Here is a 13,905-nt window from a genome sequence, read left to right on the forward strand (position 1 = left end):
TGTTGCAACGACTCCTAGAACCCAAGGGTGCGGCGGGGGCCCGGTCGGGATCAGGGCGTGGATCGGACCGCGGCTCAGAAGGCCGGGATGACCGAGCCCTGGAAGGTGTCGTCGATGTACTTCTTGACCTCGTCGGAGTGCAGCAGCTCGGCCAGCTTCTTCACGCGCGGGTCGTTCTCCTTGCCCTTCTTCACGGCGAGGATGTTGGCGTACGGGTTGCCCTCGGCCTTCTCCAGCACCAGCGCGTCGGTGGCGGGCTTCAGGCCGGAGTCGAGCGCGTAGTTGCCGTTGATGACGGCGGCGTCGAGGTCGGCGATGGAGCGGGGCAGCTGGGCGGCCTCCAGCTCCTTCCACTTGAGGTTCTTCGGGTTGCCCGTCACGTCGGCCGGGGTGGCGGCGGTGGTGACGCCGTCCTTCAGCGTGATGAGCTTGTTGTCAGCGAGCAGCTTGAGCGCGCGGCCCTCGTTGGTGGCGTCGTTGGGCAGGCCGACGGTGGCGCCGTCCGGCAGGTCGGCGATCGACTTGACCTTCTTGGAGTAGACGCCGAGCGGCTCCAGGTGCACGGGCTCGACCGAGACGATGTCGGTGCCGTGCTTCTTGTTGAAGTCCTCCAGGTACGGGACGTGCTGGAAGTAGTTCGCGTCGGCCGAACCGTCCTGCACCGCCGTGTTGGGGGTCACGTAGTCGGTGACCTCCTTGATGTCGAGCTTGAGGCCCGCCTTGGCCGCGAGGTTGTCCTTGACGTACTTGAGGATCTGCCCGTGCGGGGTGGGGCTGGCGATGACCTTGAGCGGCGCGTTCGGGTCCGAGGAGGAGGACCCGGAGCTGCCGCACGCGGCCAGCGAGAGGGCGATGCCGGCGGTGGCGAGGATGCTGGTGAACTTCAGGGCGTTGCGCACGAAAAGTGCCTTTCTGCGTGATACGGGGAGCCGTGGTCCGGTGTCGGACCCGGGAGGTCTAGGGGGCGACGAGGTCCTCGTCGGGGGCGGCCGGCGCGCGGCCCAGCAGGCGGGTCCGGCCGCCGGTGCCGCCGCGGTTGGCGAGGCGCCGGACGGCGAAGTCGCCGATCAGCTGGACGGCGGTGACGAGGATCACCAGCTCGGCCACGATGACCCACATGAAGGCGGTCTCGAAGCGCTGGTAGCCGTAGTTGACGGCGAGCGTGCCGAGGCCGCCGCCGCCGACCGTGCCGGCCATCGCGGAGTAGCTGATCAGCGTGATGATCGTGGTGGTCACCGAGGCGGCGATGCCGGGCAGCGCCTCCGGGAGCAGCGTCTTGCGGACGATCGTCCAGGTGCTGCCGCCCATCGCCTGGACGGCCTCGACCAGGCCGCGGTCGACCTCGCGGATGGAGGTCTCGACCAGGCGGGCGAAGAACGGGATGGCGCCGATGGTGAGCGGCACGGTCGCCGCCTGCCAGCCGATGGAGGTGCCGACCAGCCAGCGGGTGAAGGAGATCAGCGCGATCATCAGGATGATGAACGGCACCGAGCGGGCGATGTTCACCACGAAGGCGATCGACTTGTTGACGGCCCGGTTGGCCAGCAGCCCGCCCTTGTCGGTCAGCACCAGCAGGATGCCCAGCGGCAGGCCGAGCAGCACGGTGACGGCCGTGGAGACGCCGACCATCTGGAAGGTCTCCTGCGTGGCGGGCCCCATCAGGGCCCACATCTGGTCCCAGGTCATGCCACCGCTCCGTCCGCCGCGCCCAGTACGTCCACCTGCAGGCCCTGCTCGCGCAGGTAGCCGATCGGCACCACGTTGTCCTGGTGGCCGCCGGAGAGCTCGACCCGCATCCGGCCGACCATCCGGCCGGCGATGGTCTCCACCGCGGCGCCGAGGATGTTGATGTCGATCTGGTAGGTGCGGGCCAGCTGGGAGACGAAGGGCTGGGCCGAGGAGTCGCCCTGGAAGGTGATCTCCAGCACGGTCGAGCCGGGGTGGCCGGTGCCGAACTCGCTGAGCGGGAACAGCTCGCGGGCCAGCTCGGAGCCGGGTTCGGCCAGCAGGTCGGTCAGCCTGCCGGACTCGACCACCCGGCCGCCGCGCATCAGGGCCGCGGAGTCGCAGACGGACTTGATGACGTCCATCTCGTGGGTGATCAGCAGGACGGTGAGGCCGAGCTGCTGGTTGAGGTCGCGCAGCAGTTTGAGGATCGAACGGGTGGTCTCCGGGTCGAGCGCCGAGGTGGCCTCGTCGGAGAGCAGCACCTTGGGGTCGCCGGCCAGGGCCCGGGCGATGCCGACGCGCTGCTTCTGGCCGCCGGAGAGCTGGTTGGGGTAGCTGCGGGCCTTGTCGCCGAGCCCGACCAGGTCGAGCAGTTCGGCGGCCTTGCGGCGGCGCTGGGTGCGGTCCAGTCCGATGATCTCCAGCGGGAGCTCGACGTTCTGCTGGACGGTCCGCGAGGAGAGCAGGTTGAAGTGCTGGAAGACCATGCCGATCCGGCGCCGCGCCTCCCGCAGTTCCCGGCCGGCCCGGTTCTCGCCGCCGGACAGCGCGGTCAGCTCGACCCCGTCCACCGTGACGGTGCCGGAGGTCGGACGCTCCAGCATGTTCACGCAGCGGATGAGGGTGGACTTGCCGGCACCGCTGGTGCCGACGACTCCGTAGACCTCGCCAGGGCGGACGTGCAGGTCGACGCCGGCGAGGGCGCTCACCTCGCGGCCTCGGGAGCGGTAGACCTTCGTGAGGTCCGTGGTGGTGATCACAGCTGCTTCCGTGGGTCGGGGGCGGGCGGCGGGCGGCCACCCGACCGGGGTGCGGTCGGCGACGTGCACGGCGCTTCGCCAGGGGGATCCGGACCTGCCACCTCTTGATCGTGGCCGCTGCGCGGCCGGGCCGCGCGACGGCGTGGCCCTTACGAGTCATCGGGCGCGAGTCACGGGCACGAGTCGTCGTGGACGACCACCCGCCCATGGGTGGGCAGGCGGGGAGAAGGGGTGTGGCAGGCTGGGCGCGCTCGCACGGACGGGAACGACGCCGGGTCTCGCTTCGGGGCGCGAGGTGGGGGCACCCTCAACCGGGTGCCGGGGGCGGTGGCCCTCAGCGGTGACACATTCGACGGCACATGGCGCGCTCACCTGCCGGCAGGGTGCCGGTGGGGGTCCATTTCGTCGTCGCAGTCATGTGAGCCAGTAAATCAGATGGGTCGATTTGGACCCAATTACTTGGATGTGATGTCCGCAATGCGGACACCCGGCGCCGCCACCAGCGACGATACGGCTCGGCGCCGCCACCGGAGTGTCCGGATGGTGGCGGCGCCGTGCGGGCCGGAACGGGCGGAGGGCTCAGGCGGTCGCGGCGAGCGACACCACGGCGGGCTTCTCCAGGTGCACCAGGCTGAGCCGGTCGGTGACCGGCTCGACCGCGGACTGGCGGTAGCCCAGGCGGGTGTACAGCCGCAGGTTGCCGAGGCTGCGGTGGCCGGTGAACAGGCGGTAGGAGGTCACCGGACGGCCGTCCTCGGCGAGGCGGCGCTCCAGCGCGTCCAGCAGCCGGCCGCCCAGGCCGTGCCGCTGCATCCTCGGGTGGACGACCAGGCGCCCTATCCGGCCGACGCCCTCGGCGTCGACGTGACCACGGACGGTGCCGACCACCTCGTCGCCCAGCCGGGCGACCAGGACGTACTGCCCGGACAGTTCGGCGCGCAGGCTCTCCAGGCTCTGCGTCAGGGGCTCGATCGCCCAGTCGCCGTACAGCTCCGCCTCGGGCTGGTAGCCGAGGTACTGGAGCTTGAGGATCTGCTCCGCGTCCTCAGCGTCCGCCGCCGAGATGATCACGCTCATGCCCATGTGCTGGGGCCTCCCCATCGTCGTGCCCGGCGCGCAAACGTGAGGGTGCCGCACCGGATGTCCTGCCGGAGATGTCCCGGCCGGGGATCTGCCCTGACCGGGGGTGGCGCACGAACGTACCAGCCGCGCGGCCCGGAAGTGCCCGGGTCGACGGCGACGCGCTCACGCTCAGTATCCGAGCGATCGCGGCACCGTCAAGAGCTACGTTCGCCAGCGCTCTACCCGCGTGTCAGCTGCTCTCAACCTTCCGGGCGTTCGACGTGGCGAGGGTCACGCGGGGGCGGGGCGGGTGGTGGGGCGGCTGGTGGGCGCCGCGCGCGGGGCGTGGCCGGGGGCGGCGACGGCTCGACGTGGCGAGGGTCACCCGGGGTGGCGGAGGTCGGTGGCGGTGGCCGACGGGGGCGGCCGGGCGTGCGGAGCGTCACCCGGGCGGAGCCGCCTCCGGGGTGATCCGCGTGCGGAGCGTCACCGGCCGCTCGCGGATACCGCTCACGGGTACCGCTCGGCATGGAGGAGGATCCGCAGGCAGGCGAGGCAGCGGGAGCGGGTCGGCCCGATCGAGCCGCGCGGCATGCCGAGGCGTTCGGAGAGCTCCCGGTAGGTCGGCGGCGGATCCTCGGCGAGGGCGGCGACCAGCTCGGGGCAGCGGCCCGGCAGGCCGGCCACGGTCTCGCGGACCACGCGGCGGCGGCGTTCGGCGAGGAAGACGTCCTCGGCGGAGGGGACGGGCGGAAGGGTAGTGCACACACCGTGCATGACGGGCCGGGGCGGGCCGGGTTACGCCCGACCGGGGGTGCGGACGCCGGAGGGGCGCGACGGTCGGACCGTCACGCCCCTCCCCCGCAGACCGGCGGTCAGCCCTGGATCCACTCCTGCTGCCGCGCCAGGTCCGCCTTCACCTCGGCGAGCTGGACCGCCACCGCCGACGGCGCGGTGCCGCCGCGCCCGCTGCGCGAGGCGATGGCGCCGTGCACGCTGAGCACCGACCGGACCTCGGGCGTCAGGTGCACCGAGATCGCCGCGAACTGCTCGTCCGTCAGGTCGGACAGCTCGATGCCCTCGGCCTCGCAGACCTTGACGCAGGCGCCGGCCACCTCGTGCGCGACCCGGAACGGCACGCCCTGCCTGACCAGCCACTCGGCGATGTCGGTGGCGAGCGAGAAGCCGGCCGGGGCCAACTCCTCCAGCCGCTCCCGGTGCACGGTGAGGGTGGCCATCATCCCGGTGAACGCGGGCAGCAGCACCTCCAGCGTGTCGCAGGAGTCGAACACCGGCTCCTTGTCCTCCTGGAGGTCCCGGTTGTAGGCGAGCGGCAGTGCCTTGAGGGTGGCCAGCAGGCCGGTCAGGTTGCCGATCAGCCGACCGGACTTGCCCCGGGCGAGCTCGGCGATGTCCGGGTTCTTCTTCTGCGGCATGATCGAGGAACCGGTGGAGAAGGCGTCGTGCAGCGTGATGAAGCCGAACTCCTTGGTGTTCCAGATGATCACCTCCTCCGCGATCCGGGAGAGGTTGATGCCGATCATCGCGGTCACGAACGCGAACTCGGCGACGAAGTCGCGCGAGGCCGTGCCGTCGATGGAGTTGCCGACCGAGCCGCCCTCGAAGCCGAGGTCGGCGGCGACGGCCTGCGGGTCGAGGCCGAGCGAGGAGCCGGCCAGCGCCCCGGAGCCGTACGGGGAGACGGCGGTGCGGACGTCCCACTGGCGCAGCCGCTCGGCGTCCCGGCCGAGGGCCTGCACGTGCGCGAGGACGTGGTGGGCGAAGAGGACGGGCTGGGCGTGCTGGAGGTGCGTGCGGCCCGGCATCGCGGTGTCCGGGTGCGCCTCGGCGAGGCCGACCAGGGCGTGCTGGAGGTCGAGCACCAGGGCGCCGATGGTCTTGGCGTGGTCCCGCAGGTACATCCGGAACAGGGTGGCGATCTGGTCGTTGCGCGAGCGCCCGGCCCGCAGCTTGCCGCCGAGGTCGGCGCCGAGGCGCTCCAGCAGGCCGCGCTCCAGGGCGGTGTGCACGTCCTCGTCGGCGACGGTCCCGGTGAAGGTGCCCGCCTGGACGTCGGCGAGCAGCTGGTCGAGGCCGGCCAGCATCGCGGCGAGCTCGTCGTCGGAGAGCAGGCCGGCCTTGTGCAGGACCCGGGCGTGGGCCTTGGAGCCGGCGATGTCGTACGGCGCGAGGCGCCAGTCGAAGTGGACCGAGGCGGAGAGCCTGGCCAGCGCCTCGGACGGGCCGTCGGCGAAGCGCGCGCCCCAGAGGCGGACGTCGGCGGTCTGGTCGGCGTGCTGGTCGGCGGACATCGCGTGGGCTCCTGACGGGGAAGGGGGGTGGGGACGGGAGGGGATCAGGCGAGGTCGCGGCGGGCGGCGAGCTTCGAGGACATCCCGAAGATCTCGATGAAGCCCTTGGACATCGACTGGTCGAAGGTGTCGCCGGTGTCGTAGGTGGCGAGGTTGAAGTCGTACAGCGACTGGTCGGACTTGCGGCCGTTGACCACGGCCCGGCCGCCGTGCAGGACCATCCGGATCTCGCCGGTGACGTGCTGGTTGGCCTCGTTCACGAAGCCGTCCAGCGCGCGCTTGAGCGGGGAGAACCAGAGGCCGTCGTAGACGAGTTCGGCCCAGCGCTGCTCCACCTGCCGCTTGTAGCGGGCGAGTTCGCGCTCGACGGTGACGTTCTCCAGGGCCTGGTGGGCGGTGATCAGGGCGATCGCGCCGGGGGCCTCGTAGATCTCCCGGGACTTGATACCGACCAGCCGGTCCTCGACCATGTCCAGCCGGCCGATGCCCTGGGCGCCGGCCCGCTTGTTCAGCTCCTCGATGGCCTGGAGGACGGTGACCTTGCGGCCGTCGATCGCCACCGGGACGCCGGCGTCGAAGGTGATGACCACCTCGTCGGCCTCGCGCGGGGCGGCCGGGTCCTGGGTGTAGTCGTAGACGTCCTCGATCGGGGCGTTCCAGATGTCCTCCAGGAAGCCGGTCTCGACGGCCCGGCCGAAGACGTTCTGGTCGATCGAGTACGGGGACTTCTTGGTGGTGGCGATCGGCAGGCCCTTGGCCTCGGCGAAGGCGATCGCCTTGTCCCGGGTCATCGCGTAGTCGCGCACCGGGGCGATGCACTTCAGGCCGGGGGCCAGGGAGTTGATGCCGACCTCGAACCGGACCTGGTCGTTGCCCTTGCCGGTGCAGCCGTGCGCGACGGTGGTGGCGCCGTGCTTGCGGGCGGCGGCGGCCAGGTGCTTGACGATGACCGGCCGGGACAGCGCGGAGACCAGCGGGTACTGGCCCTGGTAGAGCGCGTTGGCCTTGATCGCCGGGAGGCAGTACTCGTCGGCGAACTCGTCGCGGGCGTCCGCGACCTCGGCCTCGACGGCGCCGCAGTCCAGCGCGCGCTGGCGGATCGCCTCCAGGTCCTCGCCGCCCTGGCCGACGTCGACGGCGACGGCGATGACCTCGGCGCCCGTCTCCTCGGCGATCCAGCCGATGCAGACGGAGGTGTCCAGTCCGCCCGAGTAGGCGAGTACGACGCGCTCGGCCACGGCTTTCTCCTTACAGCTCTACGTACAGGGTTTCCGTACAGATTTACGGCGACAGGCATAAGTATGCACTAGTCCGTATGAAACACAAAACCCCGGCCGGGGAAGTTCTCCACCGGTCGGGGTTTCGTGTCGTGTCGCGTCGTTGTGCGTCGTGACGCGTCGGGGTCTCGCGTCGGGGCGCGCTACTGCGCCTTCGCCTGGGCGAGTTGCATGAGGTGGTCGGCGAGCGCCTGGCCGCCCGCCGGGTCCCGGCTGATCAGCAGGACGGTGTCGTCACCGGCGATGGTGCCGATGATCTCGAACACCTCCGCCTGGTCGATCGCCGAGGCGAGGAACTGCGCGGCCCCCGGAGGGGTGCGCAGCACCACCAGGTTGCCGGATGCCGTCGCGGAGACCATCAGCTCGCCGGCCAGCCGGGCCATCCGGCCCTCGCTGGCCGACTCGCCCATTGGCGCGCGCGGCGTGCGGTCGCCGCCCTCCGCCGGGACGGCGTAGATCAGCGCGCCGTCCCGGTTGCGGATCTTGACCGCGCCCAGCTCGTCCAGGTCCCGGGAGAGGGTCGCCTGGGTGACCACGAGTCCGTCGTCGGCGAGCAGCTTGGCGAGCTGGCTCTGCGAGCGCACGGGCTGGCGGGTGAGCAGGTCCACGATCCGCCGGTGCCGCGCGGTGCGGGTCTGCGGCACCTGCGGCGACGGGCCTGCGGCGGACGGGCCGGAGTGGGAAACGGTCATGTGGTTATTCTCCCGGACAACGGTCAGCTCGCATCGGCCGGGGCGCCCTCGCGCACCGCCCGCAGGACGCCCGGCAGAGCGGCGAGGAAGGCGTCCGCCTCCTGCTCGGTCAGCACCAGCGGCGGGGCCAGCCGGACGGCGTCCGGGACGGCCGCGTTGACCAGGAAGCCCGCCTCCTGCGCGGCGGCCTGCACCTGTACCGACACCGGCTCGGTGAGCACGATGCCGAGCAGCAGTCCGGCGCCGCGCACGTGCGAGACCAGCGGGTCGCCGATCGCCTCGACGCCCTGGCGCAGCCGCTCGCCGAGCTTGCGGACGTGCTCCAGCAGGCCCTCGGACTCGATGGTGTCCAGCACCGCGAGCCCGGCCGCCGCGGCCACCGGGTTGCCGCCGAAGGTGGTGCCGTGCTGGCCCGGGGTGAGCAGTTCGGCGGCCTCGCCGAAGGCCAGCACCGCGCCCATCGGCAGCCCGCCGCCGAGCGCCTTGGCGAGGGTGACGACGTCCGGCTCGACGCCCTCGACGGCCTGGTGGGCGTACCAGTACCCGGTGCGGCCGACGCCGGTCTGGATCTCGTCCAGGATCAGCAGGGTGCCCGTCGCCCGGGTGATCTCGCGGGCCGCCCTCAGGTAGCCCTCGGGCAGCGGGATCGCGCCGTTCTCGCCCTGGACCGGCTCCAGGAAGACCGCCGCGGTCTCGGTGGTGACGGCCGCGCGCAGCGCCTCGACGTCGCCGAACGGGACGTGCGTGACGTCGCCGGGCAGCGGGCGGAACGGCTCCTGCTTGGCCGGCTGGCCGGTGAGCGCGAGGGCGCCCATCGTCCGGCCGTGGAAGGCGCCCTGGAGGGCGACCAGGTGGGTGCGGCCGGTCCGGCGGCTGATCTTGAACGCGGCCTCGTTGGCCTCGGCGCCGGAGTTGCAGAAGAACACCCGGCCGCCCTCCCGGCCGTCCAGCCGCAGCAGCCGCTCGGCGAGGGCGATGGTCGGCTCGGCCATGAAGAGGTTGGAGACGTGGCCCAGGGTGGCGATCTGCCGGCTGACCGCCTCGACGACCGCCGGGTGGGCGGTGCCGAGGGCGTTGACGGCGATGCCGCCGAGCAGGTCGGTGTACTCCTTGCCGTCGGCGTCCCAGAGCTTGGCGCCCGCACCGCGCACCAGCGCGATCCGCGGGGTGCCGTAGTTGTCGGTGAAGGCGTGCTGCCACCGGCCGGTCAGTTGCTCGTTCGCGGTCATGCCAGTCCCCCGGTCACGGTCTGTTCGTCGTCCGGCACGACCATCGTGCCGATGCCCTCGTCGGTGAAGATCTCCAGCAGCAGGCTGTGCTGCACCCGGCCGTCCAGGACGCGGGCGGTGCCCACCCCGGAGCGGACGGCGCGCAGGCAGCCCTCCATCTTGGGGAGCATGCCGCTGGCCAGGCTCGGCAGCAGCTCCTCCAGCTCGCTCGCGGCGAGCTGGCTGATCACGTCGTCGGAGTTCGGCCAGTCCGCGTAGAGGCCCTCGACGTCGGTCAGGACCACCAGCATCTCGGCGCCCAGCGAGACCGCCAGGGCGGCCGCGGCGGTGTCGGCGTTGATGTTGTAGACGTGGCCGTCGGCGCCGCGCGCGATCGAGGAGATGACCGGGATCCGGCCGTCGGCGATCAGCGCCTTCACGGCGCCGGCCTCGATGTTGACGATGTCGCCGACCAGGCCGATGTCGACCTGCTCGCCGTCCACCACCGCGTACCGCTTGACCGCCGTCATGGTGTGCGCGTCCTCGCCGGTCATGCCGACGGCGAACGGGCCGTGCTCGTTGAGCAGGCCGACCAGTTCGCGCTGCACCTGGCCGGCCAGCACCATCCGGACCACGTCCATGGTCTCGGGGGTGGTGACCCGCAGGCCGTTGGTGAAGCTGGACTCCAGGCCGAGCCGCTCCAGCTGGGCGCTGATCTGCGGGCCGCCGCCGTGCACCACGACGGGGTGCAGGCCGGCGTAGCGCAGGAAGACGACGTCCTGGGCGAAGGCCGACTTGAGGCTCTCGTCCACCATGGCGTTGCCGCCGAACTTGATCACGACGGTCTTGCCGTGGAAGCGCTCCAGCCACGGCAGCGCCTCGATCAGCGTCATCGCCTTGGGCAACGCGGTGTTGTTGCGGGCCTGTTCGCCCTTGGGTGCGATCTTCACGGGTGTCCCTCGTCCGAACGGGTGTCGCGCATCGGGTGTCGCGGATCAGGTGTCGCGCATCGGTGGCGCGCGTCACCTGTCGGGCATCAGGTCGAGTAGGCGCTGTTCTCGTGGACGTAGTCGGCGGTGAGGTCGTTGGTCCACAACGAGGCGCTCGCCGTACCGGCGTTGAGGTTCGCGGTGATGACGACCTCGCGGCCGGCCATGTCCACCAGGGTGCGGTCCTCGCCGACGCTGCCGTCCTTGCAGACCCAGACGCCGTTGATGGCCACGTCCAGCCGGTCCGGCTCGAAGGCGGCGTCGGTGGTGCCGATCGCGGCCAGCACCCGGCCCCAGTTGGGGTCCTCGCCGTGGATCGCGCACTTGAGCAGGTTGTTGCGGCTGATCGTCCGGGCGACGTCGACGGCCTCCTGCTCGGTGGCGGCGCCGGTGACGTCGATCCGGATGTCCTTGCTGGCGCCCTCGGCGTCGGCGATCAGCTGGCGGGCCAGGTCGGCGCTGACGGTGCGGACCGCCTCGGCGAACTCGGCCTCGTCCGGGACGACGCCGGAGGCGGCCGAGGCCAGCAGCAGCACGGTGTCGTTGGTGGACATGCAGCCGTCGGAGTCGATCCGGTCGAAGGTGGTGCGGGTGGCGCCGCGCAGCGCGGTGTCCAGGGCGGCGGCGTCCAGGTCGGCGTCGGTGGTGATCACGACCAGCATGGTGGCCAGGCTCGGGGCGAGCATGCCCGCGCCCTTGGCCATGCCGCCGACCGTCCAGCCCGCCGGGCTGGTGACCTGGGCGGTCTTGTGCACGGTGTCGGTCGTCTTGATGGCGATCGCGGCGGCCTCGCCGCCGGTCGCGCTCAGCTCCCGGGCGGCCAGCGCGACGCCGGGCAGCAGGACGTCCATCGGGAGGCGCTCGCCGATCAGGCCGGTGGAGGCGACGGCGACCTCGCCGGCGTTGAGCTCCAGCTCCTCGGCGACCTTCTCCGCGGTGGTGTGGGTGTCCTGGAAGCCGAGCGGGCCGGTGCAGGCGTTGGCGCCGCCGGAGTTGAGGACCACGGCGGACACCTGGCCGCCCTTGAGGACCTGCTCGGACCAGACGACCGGCGCGGCCTTGACCCGGTTGGCGGTGAAGACGCCGGCGGCGGCGAGCGCGGGGCCGTCGTTGACCACCAGGGCGAGGTCCGGGGTGCCGGAGGCCTTGATGCCGGCGGTCACGCCGGCGGCCCGGAAGCCCTTGGCGGCCGTCACGCCCACGTTCGTACTGTTGCTCACGGTGCGACTCCGTTCACGGGAAGGCCCAGCTCCTCGGGCAGGCCCAGGGCGATGTTCATGCTCTGCACCGCGCCGCCCGCGGTGCCCTTCACGAGGTTGTCGATCGCGCTGATCGCGATGATCCGCCCGGCGGTGGCGTCCAGCGCGACCTGGACGAGGGCGGTGTTGGCGCCGTAGACGCTGCTGGTCTGCGGCCACTGCCCCTCGGGCAGCAGGTGGACGAACGGCTCGTCCGCGAACGCCTCGGTGTAGGCGGCGCGCAGGCTCTCGGCGGTCACGCCGGGCCGCGCCTTGGCGGAGCAGGTGGCGAGGATGCCGCGCGGCATCGGGACGAGGGTCGGCGTGAAGGAGACGGTGACGGGCTCGCCCGCGACCGGGGTGAGGTTCTGCACCATCTCCGGGGTGTGCCGGTGCACGCCGCCGACGCCGTACGGGCTGACGTTGCCCATGACCTCGCTGCCCAGCAGGTGGGTCTTGGCGGCCTTGCCCGCACCGGAGGTGCCGGAGGCGGCGACCACGACGGCCTCCGGCTCGGCGAGCCCGGCCGCGTATGCCGGGAACAGCGCCAGGGACACGGCCGTCGGGTAGCAGCCGGGCACGGCGATCCGGTTGCTGCCCTTCAACGCGGCCCGGTGGCCGGGGAGTTCGGGCAGGCCGTAGGGCCAGGTGCCGGCGTGCGCGGAGCCGTAGAACTGCTCCCAGTCGGTGGCGGCGCGGAGCCGGAAGTCGGCGCCGCAGTCGACCACCAGGACGTTGTCGCCGAGCGCCTCGGCGACGGCGGCGGACTGGCCGTGCGGCAGCGCCAGGAAGACCACGTCGTGGCCGGCCAGCACCTCGGGGGTGGTGGGTTCGAGGACGCGGTCGGCGAGCGGGATCAGGTGCGGCTGGAGCGCGCCCAGCCGGGTGCCCGCGTTCGAGCCGCCGGTCAGCGCCCCGATCTCCACCTCCGGGTGGCCGAGCAGCAGACGCAGCACCTCGCCGCCCGCGTATCCGCTCGCGCCGGCGACGGCGACTCGCAACGCCATGGCGTTCCTCCTTTGTTGTGGCATGAATATACGCAGCACGGAACATTCATGCAAGGAGCTGCGGTCAGGACCCCGGAGAACGCCCGAAAACCGCCGTGCGTCCGCCCGGCCGGGCCGCCACCGGCCCGCGACCGACCCTCCCCCGACCGGGCGGACGCCGGACTACCGCTTGACCGCGCGCAGCACCACGAACTTGGGGTTGCCCGCCACCAGCTGGCAGTTCCCGAAGAGACGCCGCAGCTTGACGTGGTAACCGAGATGGCGGTTGCCGACCACCCACAGCTCCCCGCCCGGCCGCAGCGCCCGCCGGGCACCGGTGAACATCCGCCAGGCGGTGGCGTCCGTGGTGGCCTGGTGCGAGTGGAACGGCGGATTGTTCAGGACGAGGTCCACCGAGCCCGCGGGCGCCACCTCCGGCGCCAGCGCGTCGGCCGTCAGGAACTCCGCCCGGGCGTCCGGGCCCAGATTGGCGCGGAAGGTCTCCTCCGCCGACGCCACCGCCTGATGGGACTCGTCGACGAACACCAGCTCCGCACCCGGCCCGGCCAGCGCGGCGGCCGTGCCGACCACGCCGTTGCCGCAGCCCAGGTCGACCACCCGGGCCCCGGGCGCCGGGGTCGGCAGGTGGCCGAGGAAGAAGCGGGTGCCGATGTCGAGGCGCTCGGCGCAGAACGTGCCGGCGTGGTTGACCACCGTGCGCCCGGACACCGCTCCGACGTCCGGCGGCAGCGCGTAGCGGTGCGGCCACGGGCTGGGGCCGGGATCCAGCGCCGGATCCGGGGTGCAGAAGATCAGCCGGGCCTTGCGGGCGGCGAGCGAGGTGCGGGTCGGGCCGAGGATCCGCTCGAAGAGCTCGAGCGTGGAGGTGTGGATCTCGGCGACCATGCCGGCGCCGACCACCACCGTGCCCGGGTGGACGGCGGGGGCCAGCCGGTGCAGCTGGTCCTCCAGCAGGGCCAGGCTCTTGGGCACGCGCACCAGCAGGACGTCGATCCGCTCCGGCGGGGCGTCCCGGGTGGTCATTAGCCGGGCCGGGTCGACGGTGGCGCCGGCCCGCACCAGGTTGGCCAGGGTGGCCTGCCGGCCGAGGTGGGAGTCGACGATCTGCACCGGCTCGTGGGCGGCCAGCGCGGTGGTCAACGCGCCCCAGCGGTCGCCCAGGACGACGATCCGGCGGCCGACCAGGTCGGTCGCGGTGCCGGCGGCGCTGTCCGCCTCGCCCGCGAGGTGGCGCAGCAGGTACTCGTCGGCCGCGCCCCAGGCCCGCAGCCGCTCACGCGGGTCCTCGGGGAAGCGGGTGAGGTCGAAGGCGCCCCACGGCGTGCTGAACAGGGTCGCCGCGGCGGGCGTGATCTCGGGATTCATCGTGTTCTCAGGCTATCCGACGGCCCGACGGGGAACCGTTTCGACGG

Annotated in this window: 13 protein-coding genes; all 13 read right to left on the minus strand. The window is 72.3% G+C overall.

What is annotated here, in order from left to right; all coding sequences use genetic code 11:
- Positions 1 to 74: 74 nt before the first annotated feature.
- Positions 75 to 899 (minus strand): MetQ/NlpA family ABC transporter substrate-binding protein, encoded by an 825-nt coding sequence (locus tag A6F73_RS06125; protein WP_063346836.1) that lies wholly within the window; start codon positions 897 to 899, stop codon positions 75 to 77.
- 58 nt (positions 900 to 957) lie between these two features.
- Positions 958 to 1,686, minus strand: coding sequence for a methionine ABC transporter permease (locus A6F73_RS06130; RefSeq protein ID WP_063346837.1), 729 nt, complete (start codon positions 1,684 to 1,686; stop codon positions 958 to 960).
- Positions 1,683 to 2,708, minus strand: a complete 1,026-nt coding sequence (locus A6F73_RS06135; protein WP_063346838.1) for an ATP-binding cassette domain-containing protein — start codon at positions 2,706 to 2,708, stop codon at positions 1,683 to 1,685. The genes A6F73_RS06130 and A6F73_RS06135 overlap by 4 nt, the downstream gene beginning before the upstream one ends.
- Positions 2,709 to 3,287: 579 nt before the next feature.
- Positions 3,288 to 3,791 carry a GNAT family N-acetyltransferase gene (locus A6F73_RS06140; RefSeq protein WP_063346839.1) on the minus strand — a complete coding sequence of 168 codons (504 nt, stop codon included), beginning with the start codon at positions 3,789 to 3,791 and terminating at the stop codon, positions 3,288 to 3,290.
- A gap of 489 nt (positions 3,792 to 4,280) precedes the next feature.
- The gene (locus tag A6F73_RS06145; RefSeq protein ID WP_159398377.1) at positions 4,281 to 4,538 is read right to left on the minus strand and encodes a hypothetical protein; all 258 of its coding nucleotides are present in this window, start codon (positions 4,536 to 4,538) and stop codon (positions 4,281 to 4,283) included.
- Between the two features lie 107 nt (positions 4,539 to 4,645).
- Positions 4,646 to 6,082, minus strand: a complete 1,437-nt coding sequence (argH, locus tag A6F73_RS06150) for an argininosuccinate lyase (RefSeq protein ID WP_063346841.1) — start codon at positions 6,080 to 6,082, stop codon at positions 4,646 to 4,648.
- Between the two features lie 44 nt (positions 6,083 to 6,126).
- A complete protein-coding gene (locus A6F73_RS06155) occupies positions 6,127 to 7,320 on the minus strand; it encodes an argininosuccinate synthase (RefSeq protein ID WP_063346842.1) in 1,194 nt (397 codons plus the stop codon).
- Positions 7,321 to 7,502: 182 nt separating this feature from the next.
- The gene (locus tag A6F73_RS06160) at positions 7,503 to 8,051 is read right to left on the minus strand and encodes an arginine repressor (RefSeq protein WP_063346843.1); all 549 of its coding nucleotides are present in this window, start codon (positions 8,049 to 8,051) and stop codon (positions 7,503 to 7,505) included.
- A gap of 23 nt (positions 8,052 to 8,074) precedes the next feature.
- Positions 8,075 to 9,280 (minus strand): acetylornithine transaminase, encoded by a 1,206-nt coding sequence (locus tag A6F73_RS06165; RefSeq protein WP_063346844.1) that lies wholly within the window; start codon positions 9,278 to 9,280, stop codon positions 8,075 to 8,077.
- A complete protein-coding gene (gene argB / locus A6F73_RS06170; protein ID WP_063350977.1) occupies positions 9,277 to 10,152 on the minus strand; it encodes an acetylglutamate kinase in 876 nt (291 codons plus the stop codon). Before argB ends, A6F73_RS06165 begins: the two co-directional genes overlap by 4 nt.
- A gap of 143 nt (positions 10,153 to 10,295) precedes the next feature.
- Complete coding sequence (gene argJ, locus A6F73_RS06175; protein ID WP_063350978.1) at positions 10,296 to 11,450, minus strand: bifunctional glutamate N-acetyltransferase/amino-acid acetyltransferase ArgJ; 1,155 nt, start codon at positions 11,448 to 11,450, stop codon at positions 10,296 to 10,298.
- A gap of 14 nt (positions 11,451 to 11,464) precedes the next feature.
- Positions 11,465 to 12,493, minus strand: coding sequence for an N-acetyl-gamma-glutamyl-phosphate reductase (gene argC, locus A6F73_RS06180; protein ID WP_063346845.1), 1,029 nt, complete (start codon positions 12,491 to 12,493; stop codon positions 11,465 to 11,467).
- A 162-nt stretch (positions 12,494 to 12,655) separates the two neighbouring features.
- Positions 12,656 to 13,858 (minus strand): methyltransferase, encoded by a 1,203-nt coding sequence (locus A6F73_RS06185; protein WP_063346846.1) that lies wholly within the window; start codon positions 13,856 to 13,858, stop codon positions 12,656 to 12,658.
- Between the last annotated feature and the right edge of the window lie 47 nt (positions 13,859 to 13,905).

It is taken from the genome of Streptomyces sp. MJM8645 (genome assembly GCF_001625365.1).
GTDB lineage: Bacteria > Actinomycetota > Actinomycetes > Streptomycetales > Streptomycetaceae > Kitasatospora.